Genomic DNA, 25,070 nt, shown 5'->3' with positions numbered 1-25,070 from the left:
CAGCGTATACGTAAACAGCGTACCGCTTTTTTCGAATGTTGAATTATGCCTCTTTATCAATGTCGTCACAAGGATACGCATTACTAAATTCTTACTCACTTACTTTCTGCAAAAAAAATTGATGATTCACGTTGATGAATTTTTATGATCAGAGACATTAAAGTAAATATTACAAGATAATAAAGTATAGTTTGACGTGGAGCATAAAAATAGAAGTCAGTTAAACCACAGATGGTGATGTAAACAATAAAAGAAATACCCGCACAACATAGAAGTCTTATCTCTTCATTGTCAGAATTTTTTCTGAGCGATTGTATAAAAAATTGAATTGGAAGAATTATAAGTATTAATAAAGCTAAAAGCCCTAATAGTCCATGTGTGGCTAGGACTTGAAAGAAAATATTATGAGCATGAATTGTACATTCTCCAATTTTTCCTTGTTGGTTTAATTCACAGATATCTTCTTTAAACTCTACAATTCCTATTCCAGTAATTGGGGCCTCTTTGAATTTTTCTAAAGAAAGCTTCCAAAGAGATAATCGAGTACCTACACTGGAGTTATAATTCTGATTATGTGTAATATTATATTCATCTGACTTAAATTCTTGTAGTCTCTTTTGTATTGGATTATTAGGTATCATTAGTGCAACTACTATTAGTAATAAGCTTACACTCAAAATTGTTAAAATTTTAAAAAAACATTTCTTGTAAAAAAAACTAAAAATTATAAGAAAGCTAATTGGTATACCTAGCCATGAACCTCTAGAGCCATGGAGACAAATTAATAAAATGTTAATCAAACTTAAAGATATAAAAATGTAGGCTGTTTTATTATTTTTATAGAATCCATAACATAATGTTAATAAACTTATGGCAATTAAAGAATAGTCATAAAGAATTACAGGGTTAAGTTCTTTAGCAATTAAATCTCTATTGAAATTAAAATTGAAATTTATATAAAAGTTAAATGAAATTGATATTATAATATTGATATTAATTATTTTAAAAAAAACTTCGCTAGAGAATTTTGTATTTAATATTAATGATGGTAGAAAAAGAAAAAATAATGTGTATATAAATTGAGATTTATATATTTTTGAAGTATATGAAAACCACGCTAATTGAGTGCTGGGAATAATATCTTTATTTAAGATTATTTCATTTAAGCTAATAAATACAAATGGAGTAATTGTAATTAGAATAAAATATAGATTGGTAGAGAATTTAATCTTTCTAATAAAGAATAATAAAATAGCTAAAAATGCAAAAAATTTAAGTAAAGAACTGTCAGAACCATCATTTATGGTTAAATTAAAGAAAAAAATTAAATAAAGGGAGGTAGTGAAAAAATAAATAAAATTTTCAGTCTCAAAAAATTTAGAATGTAACATCGCACATTTTTAGTTAAAAAAAATATTTTAACTGTTTTTAAATCTAATTCAACCGATTATTATTTTATTTTAATTTAAAAAATATTATACAATTCAATTACTTGTTTTTATTTTGGTTTTTTGGGGTAATCTTAAAATATGTAGTGTATGAATGGCTGATAGGGTAAGTATCTTAATTGTATGATGATACTTTAGACAATAAATACCAAAGAACACGAAAAATTAATTCAATTCATAAGCAAAAATGGATCAGTGATCCTCATAAATGTGTGGTATTAGAATTTTCCTAAGTAAATAAGCGGTATAAATCTGACTCTATTGTGCTAATTGCAACTACAGCATGTGGAAGAAAATGTTTTTCTTGCAAAGAAAATGAAATGTTATATTATAACATTATTCAGAAATTGCAGCCTTGAGTCAGTTCCATGCTTCTTCATAAGAATTTAATTACACTTTCTATTTTTGCCGTCATTGCCCCGGCTGTTTTTGCTGATGAGGATAGTCAAACTCAACAACTAGCCACTCTCAAATTACAGGCACATCCACTGGTACAAACAGCGGCGGATTTTGCTGTGGCTGATCAGGTCATTGATCATAAAAAGCTTGCCGAAGGCAGTACGACCATTGGTGATGCTTTGGCAGGTGAGCTGGGGGTGTCTTCGAACCAGTATGGCTCAGGTTCAAGCCGTCCAGTAATCCGCGGGCAAGATGGTCCACGGGTCAAGGTCCTGCAACATGCCTCTGAAACGGCTGATGTCTCGACTTTGTCGCCTGACCATGCCGTGACGGTTGATCCGATTCTGGCAAAACAGGTTGAGATTATTCGTGGACCATCGACTTTGTTGTATAGCACAGGAACAGTCGGTGGACTGGTCAATGTCACAGATAATAAAATTCCAACGCAAATGCCTGAAAAGGGTTATGAAGGTCAGGTAGGTTTACGTTACAACACGGGCAGTGATGAAAAGCTGGCCAGTGCGGGAGTAACGGCAGCAGTTGGTGAAAACTTTGCCCTGCGCGTAGAAGGTTCGAAACGTAAAGCTAATGACTATATTGCACCAGATTATTTTCATGAACATGAGGGTGAGTTAGAGAAAGAACGCCGAGTCGCGAATACTTTTTCTGAAGGCCAGACGGTGAATATCGGGGGGTCATGGATTCATGACCGCGGTTTTGTCGGACTTTCTTATAGCAACCGTCAGGATGAATATGGTTTGCCGGGACATAGCCATGAATATCATGGTTGTGTATTACATGGTGATCATTTTCACGGTTGTCCAACGCCAGATCCAGATGCGCTAGCACATGAAGAAGACCATGGTGGACCATGGGTGGATTTAAAGTCTGAGCGTTATGATCTACGCACCGAACTGAATAATCCATTTGGCGGTTTTGAGAAACTGCGTGCCCATGCCAGCTTTACCGATTATGAGCATGATGAACTGGAAGAAAATGAGGTCATCAGCAACTTCAAGAGCAAAGGTTATGATGGCCGTTTGGAGCTTGTCCATGTTCCTGTCGCAGGCTGGGAAGGCGTGATTGGAACCCAGTATAGTCAGCAGAAAATTGATCTTGCTGCATCCGAACATGATGATCATGTAGAGGGTGATGAAAATGATGAAGAGCATCATGTACATGGTTCAAGTGTGGTGATGCCGAACACAAAAACTGAAAAATACAGCCTATTTGCCTTGGAACATAAGCAGCTAGGTGATATTCATGTGGAGCTGGGTGCCCGTGTTGAACATCAAAAAGTCAAAGTAGAGTCCGAGCAAAAAGATTATTCGGGAACTGGTGTATCGGCTTCTGCAGCTGCCAACTGGGCATTTGCACCAAACTATAAATTGTCATTGGTTGGTTCACATCAGCAACGTTTGCCGCTGGCTCAGGAACTCTATGCAGATGGTATGCATTTTGCCACCAATACCTATGAAGTCGGTAATCCGGATCTGGATAAGGAACGTTCCAACAATCTGGAACTGGGTCTGCACTATGAAGGCGATAAACTTGACTATCATGTGCATGTTTATCATAACTGGTTTGATGATTATATTTATGGTGCGACGGTTGCAGAACAAGGCAACCTGCGTGGTATTAATTACACCCAAGATAAAGCCAAATTTTATGGCACTGAAGCACAAGCTGGTTATCAAATCAATGACATATACAAGCTGAGTGTATTTGGTGATTATGTGCGTGGCAAAATCGAGAGTGAAAATGCACCTCGTGTTCCAGCAGGTCGTCTAGGAACCAAAGTGGACGCAAGCTTTGATGATCACTGGTCGGGTCTGGCGGAGTTTTACCATGTGTTTAAACAAGACAAAATTACCAGCTATGAACAGGAAACCAACGGCTACAACATGCTGAATCTGGGACTTTCTTATGCTGGTCAATTGAAAGATCGCAATGATTACCGTGTCTACTTTAAGGCCAATAACCTGCTGGATGATCAAGTCTATTCACATGCTTCATTCCTGTCGAATATTCCGCAAGTGGGTCGTAACTTTACCGTTGGTTTGGAATTTGGTTTCTAGGCCAAAGTGATCTGAGTTCGGACCATTCAAGCAGGGAAAACAGAAATCCTCTTGAAAAATAAAGCAATAAAACCTAGTCTGATGGCATTGGACTAGGTTTTTTGTTATGCGTATTTTTCAACGAATTCATCAGAAACTGAATTGGTCACGCCATCGCTATGTCAGTGTGATCATCGGTTTGCTGGCTTTGGGATATCTCTCATCAGCTATTTATCATACCTATAAACCTTTGCCTGAAGGTCTGAATTTTACCGGTAAGTTGCGTCATGCCGAGGTGAAGTTCATCGCAGATCAAACCTATCTGGATGCAAGTGGGAAACAGCAGCAAGACCATCATATTTTTAATGAAATGTTAAAGTTGATTGATGAAGCGCAAACGACCATTGTACTGGACATGTTTTTATTCAATAGCGAAGTGGGGGAATCGACAATAGCTCATCAGGCATTGGCACAACAACTCACGGATGCCTTGATTTTAAAACGTGGTGTACAGCCCAATATCGAAATTAAGGTGATTACTGACCCGATTAATTCAGTCTATGGTGGGATTGCCCCCGAGCATTATCGTCAGTTACGCAACGCAGGCATTGATGTGATTGAAACGGATTTAAGACCACTCCGTGCATCCAATCCATTATGGTCGGGCTTCTGGTATCTCTGTTGTCAGGATGCCGGCAATAATCCTGAAAAAGGCTGGTTGAGCAATCCGTTTGGTCAGGAAAAAATTACCCTGCGCAGTTATTTTAATCTGTTTAATTTCAAGGCTAATCATCGTAAAACCTTAGTGGTAGATACGGCTCAGGGCTGGAAAGCTTTGGTAACTTCAGCCAATCCGCATGATGGCAGTTCTCGTCACTCCAATGTTGCCTTGCTGGTGTCGGGAAATACAGCCATTGATGTATTGAAGACTGAGCAAGCAATCGGCCGAATGTCTAAAGGTGACATTCCAATGGTTATTATTGGTGAGTTTGAGGGGGATCAGTCTTTGCCTCAGGTTCAGGTACTGACTGAAAAAGCAATTTACGATGCAACACTCAAACTGATTGAAACTGCCAAGCCCAAAGAGCAGATTGATTTAGCCATGTTCTATTTGTCTGAACGTCATATTGTGAAGGCCTTAATCGCAGCGCATCAGCGTGGGGTAAAAGTTCGTGTCTTGCTCGATCCGAATAAGGATGCTTTTGGGCGTCAGAAAAATGGTATTCCTAACCGCCAGGTGGCTTCTGAACTGAATGATGCGGGTGTGCCGGTACGTTGGTGTAATACCCAAGGTGAGCAATGTCATAGCAAGATGATCATTAAATCAAATGCACAGCAGTCTGACCTGATTTTGGGGTCTGCAAATTTCACTGCACGGAACATCAAAAATTATAATCTGGAAACCAATTTGCGGGTAGTCGGTTCATCACAAGCCTCTGTATTTACTGATGCTCAAGCTTATTTTGATAGTGTTTGGTCAAATTTGGATGGCAAAAAGATGAGTGTGGATTACAGTCAATATGCAGATGAATCGAAACTGAAATATGTGATTTATCGTTTTATGGAGTGGAGCGGGTTGTCGACGTTTTAAGTCCCTCATCCCAACCTTCTCCCTCTGGGAGAAGGGGTTCCCTCTCCTTTCAGGAGAGGGTTAGGGAGAGGTAATCAAGCGATTTTTTATTGTTGCGGATTAGGCGGAATCATTTTATCCAGATCTTTGTCAGAGAGTTTATCCAGCTCATGCAAATCCGTTTTAATTTTCCACTGGTTTTCATCTTCAACCGGCTGGGGCAAACGCGCTTCTAACCAGTCACAGACCACATCGGGTGAAAAATCGGGATGATTGCACTGAATGACCCAGGCCAAAAATTCTTTGGCTTCACCATTCATATAAGGTGGAGGAGATACGGGTAAAAACTGGGTCGGTAAACGTTCATTTTTGGAAATGTAATTCAATACATGACCCAGTTCCTGCACTGTTTGCCATGCTAGAGGATGTTCAACATTGATTTGAAATTTAAACCACCAAGCATGATGACCATCTGAACCATAGGCATTAATTAAAGATTCTTGAATACTTGGAACCTTGCAAAAGAATTGATGTAGGCGGTCAAAACTTAAATCAGACACTCTGTTTGATCCCATAATAAAAAACAGCATTTTAGCATATTCATTATTTGAGCCGGGATGTGTCTCAGGAGAAAATCCGCGAAATATTTCATTTACAAAACGTTGCATTTGTTGTTTTTTTATTCATTTTTTATCCTAAACTAGGGATTAAAATAAGTTTTATACAGTATGTTGGGTGGCTCTTATGAAATTAGCAGTTCTTTATGCTTTGAGTGGCATGATGCTCTTGGGGGCTTCTGCAACAACGCAGGCGGAAAACCGCTGGTCAAATTATCGCGGGGTAGATACCACCAGGTATCAGCATCGTCCCCATTACCCACAAAACAGTTATCCTCAAAATCACTATCCACATCAGCAGCAACATTATCCACAGCACTATCCGAATTATCCGCAGCGTCCACCGCATCATCAGAATTATCCGACCATTCAGAATGGCATTAGCATTCAATATCAGGCACCCACGACCATCACACACAATTCTCAAAGCTATAGCTGGGTGAATGGAGATCCGAGAACGGCCCGAATTGAAAGTTCAAACACGACTTTTATCAGTGATTGGCAACGTTTAGGTTTGCCTGCACCACCGACTGGCAGCCATTGGATATTTGAAAATGGTCGTTATGTGCTGGTGCCGAATCGTTGATTTGCTGATTTTAAACCTCTCCCTGACCCTCACTTGCGCTTCACTTTAAAAGCAGTGCTTTAAAGTGCGCTCAGGAGAGGGAACAAATAGCATTACGCCAGTTCATCATCTTGCGGTTGTGGTGTTTTACCTTCAGGTAATGGCTTTTCTGAGTGTTTATCTCGAATCACCGATGGATAAGTCCAAGAGGCATAACGAACCACTAAAATGGAAAAAGCTAAAATCAGAATCGAACCGGTAATAATAACCAAGTCCATATCGGCTTTATGGTCATGCTGGATATCTGAAATAAGTAAACGGGTCAGGGCAGTAATGGCAATATAAATTAAAAAACGTACCGGCATATGATTGGTTTTAAAATAAATACCGACCATGGCACCCAGTTCCAGATAAATAAATAACAGTAAAATATCGTCGATGGTTGCAAACTGTTTAATGGTTAAAATTTCAAATACCGTATGTCCGGCAGACCAGATCACCATACAACCAATAATGAACAGGGCAATATAATGAAAGCTTTCTACGGCAATATTTCCGAAACGGTCGAGGAGGGTTTCAATTTTTTCAACTTTGCTATCTGGTTTTGGCATCTTTTCCTCCTGTATCTTGAATGATTGTTTGTATGAAATTGATTATTAAATAGTATGCAAGTTTCATGCACATTAAAGAATAAAAAATGAAAGATGATAAAAAATTAAGTGATTGTATTTTTTTTATACGAAATTCATGTAATGTATGAAGGGTTATTTCATTGATCAGGGAAAAGAAAATGTTAGAAACAATTCAAACAAAAATTAATAATTTACAAAATGGTAAAAAACTTATTTTAGGTTCAGGGATTAAAATGGATGAAATGCAGAAGCTGATTGCGTTATGCGAAAATTTACAAGCTGATGGTGTGATTAAAATTGTGAAACTTAATCAAGATGCGCAGAGTAATAAAAAAGTTTCAGATTCTATTATTGTCGAAAAGATCTAAGCAATTTTAGACATAAAAAAACGCCTGCATATGCAGGCGTTTTTTATAGCTTATTTTTGTTCAAAATTAAGCCTGGTTAGTAAAGTAGTCTTCAGAAAAGTTCATCACCACTTCAGCACCAGCTTTTACTTTAGTAATACGTAGTGCAAGTTCAGGCAGAATGCGTTGTACAAAGTAAAGTGTAAGTGCAAGTTTGTTTTGATAGAACTCGCCATCTTTGGCTTTCGCTGCGTTGGCAATTTTTGCAAACATGTAAGAGAAGCTAAGCAGACCCACTGCATGCAGATAATCCACTGCTGCTGCATTCGGGAAGTCGATATTCTCTTTGCTGGCTTGCAGAATATATTGCGTTACCGATTCAACTTCTGCTGCTGCATCTAAAGTGGCATCTTTGATGAAGTTAAGATCAGCATCTAGGCCATTGGTAAAATCACGAATTTCCTGGATGTATTCTGCAATGAATGTACCGCCACATTTAATGGTCTTACGGCCGATCAAGTCTTGAGATTGAACACCGTTGGTCCCTTCGTAAATCTGTGAGATACGCAAGTCACGGATACACTGTTCCATGCCCCATTCACGAATGAAGCCATGACCACCAAACACCATTTGCGCATCTAAAGTTGCGTTAAATGCAGTGTCAGTCAGGTAAGCTTTTGCGATTGGTGTTAATAGCGCAACACGGTCATTGGCTTTTTTCACCGCTTCGGCATCAGTCGAGAACTTGGTGATATCCAGCTGTTGACCCACGTAGACAGCGAAAGCACGAGATGCTTCATTATTGGCACGCGCATTGAGCAACATACGGCGCACATCGCCGTGTACTAAAATGCTGTCCGCAGGTTTGTTTGGAGACTGAATGCCAGAAGCGCTACGGCCTTGTAAACGATCTGTCGCATATTGCGCAGCGTTTTGGTAAGCAAATTCAGAAGCACCTAGACCTTGAATACCCATCGATAAACGTTCATAGTTCATCATTATGAACATGGCAGCCAAGCCTTCATTTTCTTTACCGACCAGATAACCTTTAGCGCCATCAAAGTTCATCACGCAAGTCGCAGAGGCTTTAATGCCCATCTTGTGTTCGATTGAACCTGGGCCTGCGGCATTGCGTTCACCTAAAGAACCATCTTCATTCACCAGGAATTTCGGTACGATGAACAATGAAATACCACGTGAACCGGCAGGTGCATCTGGAGTTTTCGCAAGGACCAGATGAATGATGTTTTCAGCCAGATCATGGTCACCCCCGGTAATGAAAATTTTGGTACCGGTAATGTTGTAAGTACCGTCTTCATTACGTTCTGCTTTGGTTTTGATAATGCCTAAGTCAGTACCCGCATGTGGCTCGGTCAAGCACATGGTACCTGACCATTCGCCAGAGTAGATTTTAGGTAGATAAGTTTCTTTTTGCTCTTGGGAAGCATAGCTGTTTAATGCCATACCTGCACCGACAGACAGAAGCGGGTAGAGCATGAAAGATGGGTTGGTTGCAAACAGCATTTCATCAGAAAGTACGGTCAGCATTTTTGGCATTTCCTGACCGCCCCATTCAGCGTCAGCACCCAGGCCAATCCAGCCGCCTTCGGCATATTGTTTGAAGGCTTCTTTAAAGCCAGCAGGGGTAGTCACATTACCGTTGCTATATGTTGCACCTTCTTCATCACCGGTACGGTTCAAAGGCAAAGTCACGTTTTGCGCAAATTTCGCCATTTCTTCAAGAATGGCTTCTGCTGTTGCTGCATCAACATGAGCAAGATTTTCATTGTTTTGCCAGAATTGTTCTGCATTAAAAACATCATTAAGGATGAATTTCATATCCGCAAGAGGCGCATTATAGATTGGCATAGTGAGTCACCTGTTTATTGTTTGATTCAGTTCGGTTTCATGAGTCTATTACATGAAAATTCATGTTGTTAGACGACTAAAGATTAATTTTGGTCTTGTTTTGATAAAGAAAAAGGACTGTCAAAAGCATGACCGTCCTTTTTCTCACATCAGTTTAAAACATCATGCTCTTAGAATGCGAAGTGTTCAGCATCTAAAGACATTAATGGCTCAACACCACCCGCAATCACGTCAACGTGTGAGCGAACGCGTGGCAGAATTTTCTTGAAGTAGAAACGTGCAGTGGTCACTTTCGCATTGTAGAAATCTACATCAGTCGTACCAGCAGCCAATGTTTCTTTAGCAACAAGCGCCATGCGAGCCCATAGGTAAGCAAGCGTTACATAACCAGAGAAGTATAGGTAATCGACTGCAGCAGCGCCCACTTCATCCGGGTTTTGCATTGCACGCATACCAATCTGCATAGTCAAATCACCCCACTCTTTGTTTAGAGTAGCAAGTGGTTCAACAAATTCTTTCATTGCAGCATTGTCTTTGTTGGCTTCGCAGAATTTGTGGATGACCTTGGTGAAGTCTTTCAACATTGCACCTTGAGTACCCAAAACTTTACGGCCTAACAAGTCAAGCGCCTGAATTTCAGTGGTTCCTTCGTACAAGCAAGCGATACGTGTATCACGTACAATCTGTTCCATGCCGTGTTCAGAAATGAAGCCATGACCACCGAAGACTTGAACACCGTGTTTCGCAGATTCAGAACCAGTTTCAGTTAAGAATGCTTTCGCGATAGGGGTAAGCAATGACAACATGTTGTCTGCAGTCTTGCGTTCTTCTTCAGTTGCACCTTGCTCTACAATGTCAGCATAGAAGGACAATAAGTAAACCAATGCACGACCAGCTTCCGCAAAAGATTTTTGCGTCAACAGCATGTTACGTACAGCAGGGTGAACAATAATCGGATCCGCTTCTTTTTCTGGCGCTTTAACACCTGAAAGTGAACGCATTGCCAAACGGTCTTTGGCATAAGCCAATGCACCTTGGAACGCGCCTTCAGAAGCAGAAAGACCTTGTACCGCAGTACCAATACGGGCAGTGTTCATGAAAGTGAACATGCAGTTTAAGCCGCGGTTTTCAGGGCCAATCAGGAAGCCTTTTGCGTTATCAAAGTTGATTACACACGTTGCGTTACCATGGATACCCATTTTGTGTTCAATTGAACCACAACGTACGGCATTGCGTTCGCCAAGCGAACCGTCGGCATTCACGTTAAACTTAGGAACGATGAATAGTGAAATACCTTTAGTGCCTTTAGGTGCACCTGGAAGACGCGCTAACACGATGTGAACAATGTTGTCCGCCATGTCGTGTTCACCAGCAGAGATAAAGATTTTCTCGCCAGAAATTGCATAGCTGCCATCTGCATTTGGTTCAGCTTTGGTACGGATGATACCTAGGTCAGAACCTGCGTGAGATTCTGTTAAACACATGGTACCTGTCCAAACACCTGAAACCAGGTTAGGCAGGTAAGTGTCTTTTTGTTCTTGAGAACCGTGATGTTCTAAAGTACGCACGGCACCGTGTGAAAGGCCAGGGTACATGCCCCATGCCCAGTTTGATGTACCGACCATTTCAGAGATCACGTTGCCTAAAGAAACAGGCAATGCTTGACCGCCATATTGTTCTTCAGCAGAAAGTGATGGGAAGCCCAATTCGATATATTTTTGGTACGCTTCTTTAAAACCAGTCGGAGTAGTAACAACACCGTCGTTCCAGGTACAACCTTCGCGGTCGCCCACCTGGTTCAAAGGCGAAAGTTCATTTTCACAGAAATCAGCAGCAGCTTCTAAATATTGATCAACCAATTCACGGCTTACGGTTTCTTGAAATGCAGGTAAGTTTGCATAATGTTGTTCAGCATTTAACAATTCATGTAGCACAAATTGCATATCACGTAAGGGCGCTTTGTATTGTGGCATATCGGTTTCCTCAATACTGGTTTAACCAGCTTATAATCCTAATAAACATTGAAACGTGCCTTCTATGACACGTATTTGTATGGCTTAATCGTGCAACATCTTCTTACTTGGTACAAGCGTTTGCATACGTTTTCTTGGTGACTGTAAAGTCAAAGATTTCTGCTTTAAAAGTGCTAAGTGTATTGAGTGTAAATGCTTTTATGTTTTATTCGATGTCATAAATAGTCAAATACGTAAAATTTTATGAATAATAAAAAAGGCGCAGAGTTGCGCCTTTTTTACTTCGGATAGATTTTTACGATGCAGGTTTTGCTGTAGCAGGAGCGACAGGTACTTTAGGCTGGAAGCGAACTTCACATTTGCCATTCATGCTCTGGGTCCCGACTTTGACTTGGACAGCCGTACCATTGGCCTTGCCTTGGCAGGCTTTTAACATGGCCTGTTGATGCGCTTGGTGTTCTGCCAGACGCTGATCAAATTGCTTGGTCAATTCTGCACGTTTGGCATCAGTCAGTGGTTCACCGTGATGCATCATACGCATACCTTTCATTTCACCCTGCATAGGATGATGGTCGCCTTTCATTTGCTGATGTTCGCGTCGCATTTTCTTCATCTCTGCACGATCAGGATTGAATTGCATCACGCAAGTCCCATCAATGGCTTTTTCACCTGCCTTGATTTGCACCGCAGAACCGACCGCTTTACCGTCACAGGCTGTTTGAATGCTTTTCATCATTTGCTGGCGTTCGGCACGGGCTTGCTGGAATTGCTCACGCTGCTCGGGTGTCATGTTACGCTCATGCTTTTGATGACGATCCTGCATCATGCGCGGGTGGTGGCTGTCTTTGTCTGGAACTGTGTTGGTCGACTGGCAGGCTGTCAAAGCACCCATACTGAGTACGCTTGCACCGACTAAAGCCATTTTTGTCATGGAATTCATTGTTGTTATCTCCAATGAAAAAACGAAATTTGATAAGTTAAAGATTAAACAATAATGATGAAGAAACAATGAAGAGTATTTTTTTAGCAGGTTCGTTACAATGATCCATTGAGAAAGAGATTGAGACTGAGCTTTTGAAGATTCGCCGTGTTCCTATTGCCTTGCGCCTGTTTTTGACCGTATTACTCACGACTTTAGTGATTACCACGGTCAGCCTAGGGGTATTGCATTGGACCATGCAAAAGAACTTCGCCCGCTATGTCGCGGATGTGGAAATGCAGAAGCTGGACCATGTGATCAGTAATCTGGCTGGTGTCTATTCGGTTTATCATGACTGGGGTAATGCCATTCAGGCGCAAATTCTGCAAATAGAAGGCAATGCTGCACCGGATGACTATGACCGTTTGTCTCGCTGGTGGTTACGTCGTCAATATGATATTGCCTTGCAGCAGCGTTATTTTCAGGAAAATACCCTGCTCAGTGTTTCTCCGGGTTTAAATAAAACCGAGCAGAGCAAACCGATTTTAGATGCAGAAGAATTGCGCCTCATCGAGTTGAATTTACCTTCAGAGTATCAGCCTTTTGAGGGACTGAAATTTCCACTCAGCTCCAATCAAAATATTTTTCGCTCTGACCGAAAAGCTGAAGATAAACCAGTCGATGCAACCTCCAGTCAAGGCAAGAAAAAGCAGTTTATATCCTTGCCTGACCGTTTGGGCTTAAGTTCTCGCTTGTCGCTGTATGATGCCAAGAAACAGTTTGTCGTGGGTGAGCCATCCGATATTCCAGTGTCATATCGTCCGATTATGGTGAATAACAAAGTGGTGGGTTATTTAGGTTTGAAGCCGGTACTGGATCAGGATGATGCTTCAAGTATTAACTTCTTTAGTAATCAAAAACGTTATTTATTATTGGTGTATGGCTTAACTTTCCTGACCAGCCTGATCGCAGCGCTATTGTTGGCAACTTATTTTAAAACGCCCATTCAGCGCTTACTGCAAGGTACACGCGAACTGACCAAAGGAAATTTCCAGCATCAGGTGACCGTTAACCGCAATGATGAACTCGGTGATTTATCGACAGAGTTAAACCATCTTGCGGTCATTCTGGATCAGCATGAACAGTCACGCCGTCAGTGGGTGGCAGATACTTCACATGAATTAAAAACACCATTGGCGGTGCTGCAAGCGCAAATTGAAGCGATGCAGGATGGTATTCGCAAACCGACGCCGGAACATTTTGAATCGATGCTGCGTCAAGTCACCAGTTTGAAAAAACTGACCCAGGATTTGGCCGATTTAGCTCAGGCTGAAGCACAGCAATTGAAATGCTACATGGCGCAAGTCAATCCGTGGAACGTGGTGTTACAGGAAGTGGAAAACTTTAAACCTAATTTTGCTCAAGCTGATCTATCTGTTTCAGTGCAGGGTGAAGGTGCGAATTTACAATTAGATATAGATCGTTTTAAACAAATTATGGTCAACTTGCTGGGTAACAGTATTCGTTATACTGAGGCAGGCGGTGAAGTTCATATACATACCGAGCAGTCTGAAACGGAGTGGAGCGTGATTGTTGATGACAGTCCACTGGGCTTAAGCGACGATCAATTGGCACGTTTAGGCGAGCGTTTTTATCGTGTGGATGATTCGCGTACCCGTAGTACTGGTGGTACAGGTTTAGGCTTGGCATTATCTGGTAAAATTGCGCAGGCAATGGGCGGACAGTTGAGTTTTGATCATTCTCCATTAGGTGGTTTGCGTTGCAAACTGACTTTTCCGAAACAATTGAACAAATAAAGGAATAACATTCATGAAGCATGTCATGCTGGTAGAAGATGAAGTTGAACTTGCACAATTGGTGCGGGACTATCTGGAAGCTGCGGGTTTTGAAGTCAGCATGTTTCATGATGGGCAAGAAGCCTATGACAGCTTTTTGCAACGTAAGCCCAGTTTAATGATTCTGGACCTGATGGTTCCACGTATGGATGGTTTGACCATTTGCCGTAAAGTGCGTGAACAGTCCGATTTGCCAATTATTATGGTAACTGCACGTACTGAAGAAATTGACCGCGTCTTGGGCTTAAATATGGGTGCAGATGATTATATTTGTAAGCCTTTTAGCCCGAAAGAACTGGTGGCTCGTGTACAAGCGGTGTTACGCCGCCTAGACCGTCATGCAGAACCTGAACAGAACAGCTTGTTCCGTATGGATAAGGCACAGCAACGGATTTGGTATCAACAAAAAACCTTGAACCTGACCCCGACTGAATTCCGTTTGTTAGAGTTGTTTCTGGAGCATGTGGGGCAGGTATATTCACGTGCGCAATTGCTCGATCATATCAATCCGGACAGTTTTGATGTGGCAGACCGGGTGATTGACAGCCATATTAAAAACCTGCGCCGTAAAATTTCCGATGCGGCGGAAACGGGTAACCGTCATGAGTGGATTCAGGCGGTGTATGGAGTAGGTTACCGTTTTGAATATCCTGAAGATTAAGAAAGAAAACTGTTATTAATACCCAATAGCGAATAAAAATTTATTCGCTATCGGTTTTTTATAATTTTAAATATTCAATCTAAATGCTTCAAAATCTGAAGCTCTGGAAATTCTTGAGTACAAAACAATTTAATTTGTTGAGCTTTTATAGAGTCATCTAAATCATGTCCCCATAAAGCTAAATAATAGTTTAGCTCTTCATTTTCATGATAGATAATCCATTCACCTGTTAGATGCTTTTTATAAACATTTTTTTCAGGAGCTAGCCGATCTATATAGGGAGTCCAAAGATTTTTTCCAATAATGGCCAGAGCTTGATAAATTGTAATCTCTTTATCTTGTAACTTTTCAAGTTCAGAAGCTCCTTCTCTAATTTTTTCCTGTACTGTTGGCTTTTTTATTTCATCTAAACAATTCTTTTTTAAACTCTTTAAGCTATCTTGATGATAGTGTTTCTTTTTGAGTCCTTTGAGATATTGTCCGCTCAATATTTTCGGTTCACCTGTAAGAGATTTATATTCAACAACATTTTCAAGTATTTCAATTTCATTAATGATTGAAACTACAGACATAGGAGAAAATGTTTGAGGATATAATTCGATTAAATCTCTAATAAAAAGCCAACTAAATCTATTGCCAACTAAATTCAGCCAATTTTGCCTTTTTAATAAAGCTTGTACTTTGTAGTAACTATCTTCGATCTTTATCTGAGTTAATTGATCATCAAATTTAAAATTTAGAAATTTATTGGCTTCTTGAAAATTTATGTCATAGAGTTTTGTTTTCATATATTTAAATAAAATTGATTGTATTGTTTATAGCAATATCATTTTAAAAGATTAAGTTTCAATCTCTGACACTTATTTAATTTATTCACTACCAGCTCATAAGAATTTTCTACCAAATCCTGAATCAAAGCTTCATCCAGGTTTTCATCTTCATAAACAGTTACCCAATGCTGTTTATTCATATGCCATCCAGCACGAATATAGGGATAAATATCCCGTAGCATTGCACCATCATCGGGGGATAACTTTTAAGTTAATAGCTGCTTTGCCTTCTAAATGAAAACTCAACATAAAGACTTTATCCATGACTTTAAACACATCACAGCCATCGCCAAAAGGTTGGGTAATCGTTACTTCAGGTAGCTTTAAAGCAGTTTGGGAAGCAAGATTGTGTAAAGTCATAAGTTTGAATAATCCAAAACAAAACTGTGGATAATGCTTAAATTATCCACAGTTTTGTTGGTGGTTGTGAATAAATTAAGATGAACAACTTACCATCACTTCCGGAACATCACTTGGCAATGGGGCTAAATCTTCAGCTTGCTCGAGATCAGTCTGTTTGGTAAATGGCTGACTTAATAATTTAAACAGACGTTCGACTTCAGAAAAATCATCCCGTTCTGCCAGTTCAATCGCTTTTTGCGCCATGTGATTGCGCAGAATATATTGCGGATTAGCTTTGGCCATTTCGGCATCCAGTACATCGCTATCCTGATTTTCCCGAATACTTTCATATTGAGTCAAGAAACCTTCAAACTGGCGTCGATCTAGACAGTCATCTTTAATCGCCTCGAATTGTTTATTCTGAAGTCGAATAAAGCTTTGGGTGTAGTCGAGCTGTTCGCTTTGTAAAATGCGCAGGAAAGCCATACCACAATCAAAACTGTCTTTATGGAAACTTGGCAGTCCCATTTTTTGACACAATCCAAGGGTGTAATGCTCGAGGAAAGTGGTTTCAAAATGCTCTAAACATTTAGCCAAATCTTCTTTGAACTGTTCTTTTTCAGCAGGATCTTTTTTTAGTCGAATCAGGTTGTTCAGCCACATCCATAAGTTCCAGTGACCAATACTTGGTTGCTGCTGGTAGGTATAACGACCTTGGTAATCCGAGTGGTTATTGATCCAGTTCGGGCGGAAACGTTCCATAAATCCATAAGGACCGAAATCTAGGGTGGAACCGGTGATATTCAGGTTGTCAGTATTCATCACCCCATGAGCAAAACCGACCAGCTGCCACTTGGCAATCATCACCGCAGTACGCTGAATGACTTGAGTGGCAAATGCCAAAACCGGCTGTTCAGCTTCCAGGCATTCAGGGTAGTGCCATTCCATACATTTCTGTACAAAATCTGCTAAAAGGTCGGGCTGATATTGATTAATCCATTCAAAATGTCCAAAGCGAATATGGCAGTCTGACGTCCGCAGCATCATGGCACCAGGTTCCATTTTTTCCCGTTGTATGCCTTGGGTAGAAGAGGTGAAACCAACGGCATTACTCGATGCAATGCCCAAAGCATTCAGGGCATGACCGGCTAAATATTCACGAATCACCGAGCGTAATACCGCACGACCATCACCCATACGAGAGTAGGGGGTTGAACCTGCGCCTTTTAAATGCAGGTCGATGGTTTGGTTATTTTGATCCAGAATTTGCCCAATCAGCAAACCGCGACCATCGCCGAGCTGTCCTGCCCATTGTCCAAACTGATGTCCTGCATAGACCATGGCCAAAGGTTCAAATTCGGCAAAGGTTTTTTGTCCACTACAGATTTCCACCCATTGAGCTTTGTCTTGTTCTGACCACTGTAATTGATGGGCCAATGCCTCATTAAAATGACCCGCTTTGGCTCCTTTTAACGGAACAGGCATTTGATGGTGATAAAGCTTGGGATTGAGTGAAGGATAACGCGAATTAAATTGCATGGGACAATCTAAAAAATGGGGAGATGTGATCACTATAGCAAATTTACACCACAAAAATGAATAAAGCCCCAACAATGGGGCTTTATCAATCGCATCAGATTTTATTCTGAAACTGGATTCTTTTTAATATCGCGAACCAAGATTTTCAAGGTATCACGATGATGTACAAGACGTTGTTCAACCAGTTGGAAATCCACTTTCAACTTGTTGTCGATCTGGTGAATCTTTTCAGCAACAGACGCTTTTTTCGCTTGAATTTCCTGTTCTTTCAGCTTGGCCCAATCATTTAAAGTTTGGGTAAACGCCTCATATTCCTGAGCAATACGAAGTTTAGCCGCTGCCATATCTTCATTGACATTGTGACCATACACTGCCAAATCTTGTTCAGCATATTTAAAGCGCATTGCCAATTCAGCTTTCTTGATATTAAAGCTTGGAATACGGCGTAAATTTTTAGCCAAACCTACTTTTGAACATGACCAGATCAACCATTTTGTAGGATCGTACTGCCACCATTTCACCCCATTACGGTAATCGTATTGGAAAATGTGATGGTAGTTGTGATAACCCTCACCCCAGGTTGCAATCGCTAAAACAAAATTGTCACGAGCAGTGTTTTCGTCAGTATAGGGACGCTTGCCCCACATATGACAAAGTGAGTTAATAAAGAAAGTGACATGATGGCTCAAGATCAGACGAAGTAAACCGCCTAATAACACGACGCCCCACATATCACCCACAGCCCAGCCTACAGTAGTCAGAATGACTGCATGTACGACAATGACCAGCGGAATGTAGTATTTGTCCTGAAACATCACCACCTTGTCATTTAACAAGTCAGGTGCGTTTTTATAGTTTTTTTCTGCTGCTGGATAGTTACGAAGCATCCATCCAATATGCGCATACCAAAAGCCGTTATTAATTGAATATGGGTCTTTCTCGACATCATCAACATGACGGTGATGAGTACGGTGACCTGAAGCCCAGAACAAAATACTGTTCTGAACAGCAAAGGTACCCATAATCATTAAAATAATTTTTAATGGAAGAGTTGCTTCATAAGCACGGTGTGCCCATAAGCGGTGATAACCCGCAGTAATCCCTAAACTGCTAAAACCAAGCAGTACAAATAAGCTGATCCATGCGCCTAAGCTAAAATCATGATGATAAGCATATAAAGGGATAGCGATTACAGCCACAATTGGCAAGAATACCAATGCGAATACTGCAATCCAGTTAATTGGGGCTTTGGGTAAGGGAGCATTCATCTCCAACAGCACTCCTAGAACCTTTTAAAAGGTAAAGGTAAGGTATAAACGAATTCTTAATTCAATATAGTTTATAAGGATTAAGACTTCTTTCAATATTAGCATGAGCGAACAAAGCTTCACTAGCATTATTGTACAGGTGTATTGTACTAAACAGTAACAGAATACGCGGGTAGGTTAATTGATTTTATCGAAGGTTAAAGCTGCTTCCGTCAACAGCAACGATGTGAGTCATTTTTGAGTAAATAAATAGCTAATTGAGTCACAAAAATGGGGACAAAAAATTTCTTTTAAAGTTGTTCGAGCATCATTTTCGGAAAATCGGTAATCAATCCGTCTATTCCCAAACTTTGCAAATGTTTGGCACGTTCAACATCATTGATGGTCCAGACACTGATTTTTAAATGGGCTTGTTGGGTAGCCTGAATGATGTCATCGCTTGCCAACTGGTTCATCCAGCCAATCTGGCAACAACCGAGTTCTAAAGCCTGTTCAATCGCTTGCTGTTTGATATCATCTTCAACCAGTAAGCCACGTTTAAAGATGGAATACTGCTGTTTTAAAGCCTGATGAATTTTTAAATCAAAACTGGTAATGACAGCTGTTTCTTCAAAGCCGTGTAATTGTCTTTGTAATTCTAAAACCAGTTTTTCGGCTTCCGCCATGGTCTCTACCGTTTTGACTTCTACTTCAATATGTTCAAAGTCATGAATAATGCTCAGGGCTTGGCGTAGGGTCGGAGTAAGCTGTTTTTCCCAGTCCATCCAGATATGGGCCTGATTATAAACTTCAAGCTGGTGACTGTTTAATTCATAGAGGGCTTGATCTGTCCCCGTGGTTCTTAAGAAATTGTCATCGTGCATGAGGATGAGTTCACCATCTTTGAGCTGACGCACGTCAAATTCGACTGCCCGAATGCCCAAGTCATGGATATATTGAAAACCGCCCAAGGTATTTTCAGGGGCTTCTCCGCGTGCACCGCGATGTCCGATGATTCTCATAATGAACTCTTTTTCTAGATTGAACTGTGAAAGTGAATCACTGCTTTTATCGTACCACTCAATTCATGTTAAGTATTGGAGTTTAGGGTTTACTTGTTCTAAATTGCAGTAGAGATTTTGAATTGATTTGTATAGGTGATTTCTTACTTTTTAAAGATGAAAAGTAAGAAAAATCTTTTGTCTTGCAAAAGGTTCATCCCTGAAACCTTTGCCAGACGGCGATATCCTTGTCGCCTGGCGCGGTAACGGTATACCGGTACTCTGTTTTTAGAAAGAGCAAGGAGTTGTCATTTTTTTATCAGGGAAACCAGTGACAATTTTGAATTAACAATAAGTTAAATCGTCTCATTAATATTCTTTTGCCAAAGCACTTCAGATCCACCTTCAGCGCGTTGCAAAGTACGTGAAGCGACAAATAACCAGTCAGAAAGACGGTTTAACAGTTGCAATGAAGCCGCCTGAATATTTTGATCGCGGGTGTGTACGGTCATCAGGCTGCGTTCGGCGCGACGGCAGACGGCACGGGCTTGATGTGCATAACTGCAAGCTAAAGTTCCAGCAGGTAAAATGAAGTCTTTCAGCATCGGTAATGCTTCGTTCATGCGATCAATTTCATTTTCCAGAAACTCAACGGAAACAGGTAAGACCATGTTGTAGTTGGGAATGCAGACTTCACCGCCCAGATCAAATAGCCAGTGTTGAATCAGGCTGAGCGATTTATCCCAAGGCGCTTTGTCTTCAATACGACTGGCGGCAATTTGTGCACGTAAAATACCAATGCAAGAATTTAGCTCGTCGACATCACCTAAAGCGGCAATACGCAAGTCATCTTTGGCAACACGTGAACCATCACCTAATCCTGTGGTCCCGGAGTCGCCAGTGCGAGTATAAATTTTACTTAAACGGTGGCCCATGTGTGTTCCTTGAATTTTTAACGAATACAATAAAAAAGGATAATGTCGGTCATAACATTATCCATAAACTGCGCTGTTTTAAAGTTTTTTTGCTGTTGAGAGCTTAGTATTTAAATGTCACACCGGCAGAAGCTAAACGGCCACCGTTGACATAGTAATAACCTTGGTCTTGGTATGCAGTCTTATATTCAACATCCCCAATATTTTGAATATTGGTAAATAGTTTCACATTTGGGTTTACATTCCAGAAAGCATTTACATCAACCGTCGCATAGCCCGGGTTCTTGTAGTTTTTATCCCAATCTTTAGATTTGGATTTAGCGACCAAAGATGCACTAATACCATATACTTCGTTTTGTAAGCCAGTTGTTAAGGTAAAACCTTGACGAGGGCGACGATTTAAATCTTGATGAGTTGCTTCATTTTGAGGTTTAACGTAGCTATAGGTTGCTTTTGCAAATAAATCATCTTGCTGCCAGCCTAAATAAGCCTCACCACCTTGATAAGTAGCCTTTTGAATATTTGTCAGTTTGCCATTGCTGCCTGAGGCGATCAAATCTTCAACTTCTGTGTAGTAAGCAGATAAACCTGTTTGCAAACCATAAGCCAGATTTTGGTCAAAACCAATTTCATAAGATGTACTTTCTTCAGGGTTCAGATCAGGGTTGCCATTCCATGAATTATAAAGTTCATTCAAGGTTGGAGATTTAAATGCTGTACCTACATTTACATATGCGCTGGTTGATGGCAGCAATTGATAGCGAGCAGCAATTTGACCTACAGTATGAGTCCCATATTTTTCATTGTCTTCTACACGAACACCCACTTGGGTGTTGAGTTTAGTTCCGTTAAATTGATGCTGAACATAATATCCAGTTGAGTCCACATCTTCATCATAGGGTGTGCCATAAGACAGAATATCGCTATCCAGATTGCGATGAGTCACACCTGTAAGTAAAGTCTGCTGAGGCATGAAGTTCCATTTACCATAGAGTTCTGCTTCTTGAGTTTTACCATGTACAAAGTCGGTTGAATCTTTTTGGTCGACTTCATCTGTAAATTGAGATAAACGTGCATTCAGTTCAAATTGATCAGTCAGGTTTATACGACCACGAAGATTGATAATTTCATTTTCAAAGTCTTGTTTCAGCAATGCACCATTAAATGAATAAGCATCATATAAGCTGGTGCCTTTATTGGTACTGTAGTCAATTGATGTTGCGAATTTTTCTTTTTCCACACCAAGTTTAGTACTAAAGCCTTTTTGATCAAAAGAAGCAGTTTCATTGCTGCTGGTTTTTTGGTTGGTTACTTTTGTTGCATCAGATTCTAATCGTTGGCCGCGAATTTGAGCATAAAAACCATCTTCATATAAATCAGCACCGATGACAGATTTATAGGTTTGATGTTCTCCTATTTCACCAGTAACGAACGCACCTGTTTTTTCAGGTTTTTTTGAAATCAGTTGAACCACACCGCCAATAGCATCTGTACCATATAGAACAGAAGCAGGGCCTTTTAGAATTTCGATTTGTTTGATATCTGTGGTATCAATAAAAGCAAGGCTTGCTGTACCCGAAGATGCATTATTTAATCGTATGCCATCACGTAAAATCAAAGTATGGTCTGATTCAGTACCACGTAAATAAATATCGGCAAGTTGCCCCATACCGCCACTTTGAACCATGTTGATGGTAGCATCATGTTTGAGCAAATCAGGAAAAGAGGCAATTGGTGATTGTTCAACAATTTGGGGTTCAATAATTGAAATACGCGCAGGCACATCTTTAATCTTTTCTTCAGAGCGTGTTGCGGTAACGACTAAAGTGTCTAAAGAAGCATTAACAGTCGTTGTATTGTCTTGTGCAGAAACAGATGCAGAGAAACCCATCGCAATAGCGATTGCGCCCACTAAAGCTGTAGGCTGAAATTTAATCGTCATGATTTAAGCTCCATACATTCACCCCCCGTGAATGATTGAGTTGAGGGGCAACAAGCAGGTCTCCGGACTCAAATGTGACATTTATAAATGTGCTCTATCTTCACCTTCCCACAGATTGCTGCAGTGGCGTAAATCAAATGATTTAAAAAAGATATTTTTCATTTTTACCGTTGCGGGGGCAGTGTTGGGATTGCACCAACTTCCCTAAGCCTAAGCTTAACTTGTTGCAAGTGGCGCAGAGTATAAAGTTAGTATCCTTTATAAACAACTTTATCTAAGAATAATCGGGTTGAACTTCACTCAAGTTAGAAAAATTGCATTACAATGTTTTGCCCTCATATTTATAGATAGGCTATGAATAGGGCGGAGTTAGAGCCACAAAAATATGCGAACCCGTGCCAAAATTTGCGGAATTACACGTATTCAAGATATCCAGTCCGTTGTTGATGCAGGTGCAGATGCCATCGGATTTGTCTTTTTTCCGCCAAGTCCGCGCAGCGTCACTGCAGAACAAGCCCACGCACTGATTCAAAAAGTGCCTGCTTATGTGCAAACCGTGGGGTTGTTTGTGAATGCATCGCTTGATGAAATTGCCAACATCTTAAAACAAGCGCCGGTGGATATTTTGCAGTTTCATGGTGATGAGACTGCTGAGCAGTGTCAGCAGATTTCCAAACAGGTCGGCCGCCGCTGGTACAAAGCCATCCAGGTGAAACCAGGTTTAGATATTCAAGCCGAAATTCAAAGTTATCAGGATGCAGGGGCAGGTGCTGTGCTGTTAGATGCCTGGCATCCAGATTTAAAAGGGGGCACCGGGCATAGCTTTGACTGGACCACTTTCCCAAAATTAAATATTCCGCTCATCTTGGCAGGGGGCTTAAACCCTGACAATATCGAGCAGGCAATTCTCACCACACAAGCCTATGCTGTGGATGTGAGCGGCGGTGTCGAGTCCGCAAAAGGTATAAAAGACCAACAACTCATCGAACGCTTTATGCAAGGAGTCCTACGTGGATCAGCAAAATAATGTGATTGACTATACCCAATTCCCTGATGCAAAAGGGCATTTCGGTATCCATGGCGGACGTTTTGTGTCAGAAACCCTGATGGCAGCTCTAAAAGACCTAGAAAAGCTATATTCCCGTATGAAAAATGACGAACAGTTTCTGGCAGAATTCGACCGTGATCTCGCCTACTATGTAGGTCGTCCTAGTCCTTTATATTATGCTGAGCGATGGTCAAAAGAGTTGGGTGGTGCGCAAATTTACTTAAAACGTGAAGACCTGAACCATACCGGCTCACATAAAATCAACAACACCATTGGTCAGGCCTTGCTAGCTAAACTTTCCGGTAAAAAACGTATTATTGCGGAGACCGGTGCAGGTCAGCACGGCGTGGCAACAGCGACGATTGCAGCGCGTTTAGGCCTGGAATGTGTCGTGTATATGGGTGCCGAAGACGTGAAACGTCAGGCCATGAATGTGTACCGTATGCGTTTGCTGGGTGCCAAAGTGGTACCGGTAGAAAGCGGCTCTAAAACCCTGAAAGATGCACTAAATGAAGCAATGCGTGACTGGGTAACGAATGTAGACAGTACTTACTATATTATCGGTACAGTGGCGGGTCCTCACCCGTATCCGATGCTGGTACGTGACTTCCAGTCGGTGATTGGTCGTGAAGCACGCCGTCAGATTTTGGAACAGGCAGGCCGTTTGCCGGATGCATTGGTGGCTTGTGTGGGCGGTGGCTCGAATGCGATTGGTTTGTTCTATCCATTCCTGAATGATCAGGACGTGAAAATGTATGGTGTGGAAGCAGCAGGTTTGGGGATTGAAACCGGTAAGCACTCTGCACCTTTAAATGCCGGTCATGTCGGTGTATTGCATGGTAACCGCACTTATCTGATGTCAGATGAGCAAGGTCAGATTATTGAAACCCATTCAATCTCTGCGGGTCTGGACTATCCAGGCGTTGGTCCTGAACACAGTTTCTTAAAAGATATGCACCGTGTTGAATATGTGCCGATCAATGACCAGGAAGCATTACAGGGCTTCCGTGATTTAACCCAGATTGAAGGGATTATTCCTGCACTGGAAAGCTCGCATGCGATGGCTTACGTGACCAAACTTGCGCCAACCATGTCTAAAGATCAAATTATTATTGCAACGGTTTCTGGTCGTGGTGATAAGGACTTGATGACTGTTGCACGTATTGATGGCGTGGAAATGGTAGAGATGTAATTTTATATTATGAAAGAAAGCTCCTAAAATAGGGGCTTTCTTTTTATATGGTTGGTGAAAAGTAGAGAATGGAAAAGTACT

Annotated in this window: 20 protein-coding genes, 1 pseudogene and 1 riboswitch; of the genes and pseudogenes, 8 read left to right on the top strand and 13 right to left on the bottom strand. The window is 41.0% G+C overall.

From position 1 onward, the window contains the following. Window positions 1–95: 95 nt before the first annotated feature. Window positions 96–1,391 (bottom strand): O-antigen ligase family protein, encoded by a 1,296-nt coding sequence (locus ACE01R_RS07530; protein WP_395550070.1) that lies wholly within the window; start codon window positions 1,389–1,391, stop codon window positions 96–98. Window positions 1,392–1,816: 425 nt separating this feature from the next. Here ACE01R_RS07530 and znuD point away from each other — a divergent pair, with 425 nt between their 5' ends. Then, window positions 1,817–3,925 (top strand): zinc piracy TonB-dependent receptor ZnuD, encoded by a 2,109-nt coding sequence (gene znuD, locus ACE01R_RS07525; RefSeq protein WP_395550069.1) that lies wholly within the window; start codon window positions 1,817–1,819, stop codon window positions 3,923–3,925. 106 nt (window positions 3,926–4,031) lie between these two features. Next, complete coding sequence (locus tag ACE01R_RS07520) at window positions 4,032–5,495, top strand: phospholipase D family protein (protein ID WP_395550068.1); 1,464 nt, start codon at window positions 4,032–4,034, stop codon at window positions 5,493–5,495. 86 nt (window positions 5,496–5,581) lie between these two features. Here the strand turns inward: ACE01R_RS07520 and ACE01R_RS07515 are convergent, their stop codons facing one another. Next, window positions 5,582–6,034 carry a hypothetical protein gene (locus ACE01R_RS07515; RefSeq protein ID WP_395550067.1) on the bottom strand — a complete coding sequence of 151 codons (453 nt, stop codon included), beginning with the start codon at window positions 6,032–6,034 and terminating at the stop codon, window positions 5,582–5,584. A 184-nt stretch (window positions 6,035–6,218) separates the two neighbouring features. Between ACE01R_RS07515 and ACE01R_RS07510 the strand changes: the two genes are divergently transcribed. Further along, complete coding sequence (locus ACE01R_RS07510; RefSeq protein ID WP_395550066.1) at window positions 6,219–6,677, top strand: RcnB family protein; 459 nt, start codon at window positions 6,219–6,221, stop codon at window positions 6,675–6,677. Window positions 6,678–6,769: 92 nt separating this feature from the next. Here ACE01R_RS07510 and ACE01R_RS07505 read toward each other — a convergent pair whose 3' ends face one another. After that, on the bottom strand, window positions 6,770–7,267 hold the full coding sequence (locus tag ACE01R_RS07505) for a phosphate-starvation-inducible protein PsiE (protein ID WP_395550065.1): 498 nt from the start codon (window positions 7,265–7,267) through the stop codon (window positions 6,770–6,772). A 179-nt stretch (window positions 7,268–7,446) separates the two neighbouring features. On the opposite strand from ACE01R_RS07505, the gene ACE01R_RS07500 reads away from it, so the two are divergent. Beyond that, complete coding sequence (locus ACE01R_RS07500) at window positions 7,447–7,656, top strand: hypothetical protein (protein WP_395550064.1); 210 nt, start codon at window positions 7,447–7,449, stop codon at window positions 7,654–7,656. A 66-nt stretch (window positions 7,657–7,722) separates the two neighbouring features. Here ACE01R_RS07500 and ACE01R_RS07495 read toward each other — a convergent pair whose 3' ends face one another. From ACE01R_RS07495 to ACE01R_RS07485, 3 genes are all read right to left on the bottom strand, one after another. Beyond that, complete coding sequence (locus ACE01R_RS07495; RefSeq protein WP_395550063.1) at window positions 7,723–9,504, bottom strand: acyl-CoA dehydrogenase C-terminal domain-containing protein; 1,782 nt, start codon at window positions 9,502–9,504, stop codon at window positions 7,723–7,725. A gap of 170 nt (window positions 9,505–9,674) precedes the next feature. Then, the gene (locus ACE01R_RS07490; RefSeq protein ID WP_395550062.1) at window positions 9,675–11,477 is read right to left on the bottom strand and encodes an acyl-CoA dehydrogenase C-terminal domain-containing protein; all 1,803 of its coding nucleotides are present in this window, start codon (window positions 11,475–11,477) and stop codon (window positions 9,675–9,677) included. A 295-nt stretch (window positions 11,478–11,772) separates the two neighbouring features. Then, window positions 11,773–12,417 carry a hypothetical protein gene (locus ACE01R_RS07485; protein WP_395550061.1) on the bottom strand — a complete coding sequence of 215 codons (645 nt, stop codon included), beginning with the start codon at window positions 12,415–12,417 and terminating at the stop codon, window positions 11,773–11,775. Between the two features lie 134 nt (window positions 12,418–12,551). Between ACE01R_RS07485 and baeS the strand changes: the two genes are divergently transcribed. Both baeS and ACE01R_RS07475 read left to right on the top strand, forming a co-directional pair. Further along, the gene (gene baeS / locus ACE01R_RS07480; protein ID WP_395550060.1) at window positions 12,552–14,213 is read left to right on the top strand and encodes a sensor histidine kinase efflux regulator BaeS; all 1,662 of its coding nucleotides are present in this window, start codon (window positions 12,552–12,554) and stop codon (window positions 14,211–14,213) included. Window positions 14,214–14,226: 13 nt separating this feature from the next. Continuing rightward, entirely contained in the window at window positions 14,227–14,913 is a 687-nt protein-coding gene (locus tag ACE01R_RS07475) for a response regulator (protein ID WP_395550059.1), read from the top strand. 74 nt (window positions 14,914–14,987) lie between these two features. Here ACE01R_RS07475 and ACE01R_RS07470 read toward each other — a convergent pair whose 3' ends face one another. From ACE01R_RS07470 to ACE01R_RS07440, 7 genes and pseudogenes are all read right to left on the bottom strand, one after another. Continuing rightward, window positions 14,988–15,701, bottom strand: coding sequence for a hypothetical protein (locus tag ACE01R_RS07470; RefSeq protein WP_395550058.1), 714 nt, complete (start codon window positions 15,699–15,701; stop codon window positions 14,988–14,990). Window positions 15,702–15,739: 38 nt separating this feature from the next. Beyond that, window positions 15,740–16,103: pseudogene (locus tag ACE01R_RS07465) on the bottom strand (MmcQ/YjbR family DNA-binding protein). Between the two features lie 75 nt (window positions 16,104–16,178). Next, entirely contained in the window at window positions 16,179–17,624 is a 1,446-nt protein-coding gene (locus ACE01R_RS07460; protein ID WP_395550057.1) for a YdiU family protein, read from the bottom strand. A gap of 101 nt (window positions 17,625–17,725) precedes the next feature. Next, complete coding sequence (locus ACE01R_RS07455) at window positions 17,726–18,892, bottom strand: acyl-CoA desaturase (protein WP_395550056.1); 1,167 nt, start codon at window positions 18,890–18,892, stop codon at window positions 17,726–17,728. 290 nt (window positions 18,893–19,182) lie between these two features. After that, window positions 19,183–19,893, bottom strand: coding sequence for a glycerophosphodiester phosphodiesterase (locus ACE01R_RS07450; RefSeq protein WP_395550055.1), 711 nt, complete (start codon window positions 19,891–19,893; stop codon window positions 19,183–19,185). Between the two features lie 335 nt (window positions 19,894–20,228). Then, on the bottom strand, window positions 20,229–20,807 hold the full coding sequence (locus ACE01R_RS07445) for a cob(I)yrinic acid a,c-diamide adenosyltransferase (RefSeq protein WP_395550054.1): 579 nt from the start codon (window positions 20,805–20,807) through the stop codon (window positions 20,229–20,231). Window positions 20,808–20,910: 103 nt separating this feature from the next. Continuing rightward, window positions 20,911–22,749, bottom strand: coding sequence for a TonB-dependent receptor plug domain-containing protein (locus ACE01R_RS07440; protein WP_395550053.1), 1,839 nt, complete (start codon window positions 22,747–22,749; stop codon window positions 20,911–20,913). 35 nt (window positions 22,750–22,784) lie between these two features. Next, window positions 22,785–22,989: riboswitch (cobalamin riboswitch) on the bottom strand. Between the two features lie 145 nt (window positions 22,990–23,134). Between ACE01R_RS07440 and ACE01R_RS07435 the strand changes: the two genes are divergently transcribed. Both ACE01R_RS07435 and trpB read left to right on the top strand, forming a co-directional pair. Beyond that, window positions 23,135–23,776, top strand: a complete 642-nt coding sequence (locus tag ACE01R_RS07435) for a phosphoribosylanthranilate isomerase (protein ID WP_395550052.1) — start codon at window positions 23,135–23,137, stop codon at window positions 23,774–23,776. Further along, complete coding sequence (gene trpB, locus ACE01R_RS07430) at window positions 23,760–24,989, top strand: tryptophan synthase subunit beta (RefSeq protein WP_395550051.1); 1,230 nt, start codon at window positions 23,760–23,762, stop codon at window positions 24,987–24,989. Before ACE01R_RS07435 ends, trpB begins: the two co-directional genes overlap by 17 nt. Window positions 24,990–25,070 lie beyond the last annotated feature (81 nt).

It is taken from the genome of Acinetobacter sp. BSP-28 (genome assembly GCF_044130285.1).
GTDB lineage: Bacteria > Pseudomonadota > Gammaproteobacteria > Pseudomonadales > Moraxellaceae > Acinetobacter.
The sequence above is the reverse complement of the archived record's forward strand: the minus strand, read 5'-3'. Positions and strand labels throughout refer to the sequence as shown.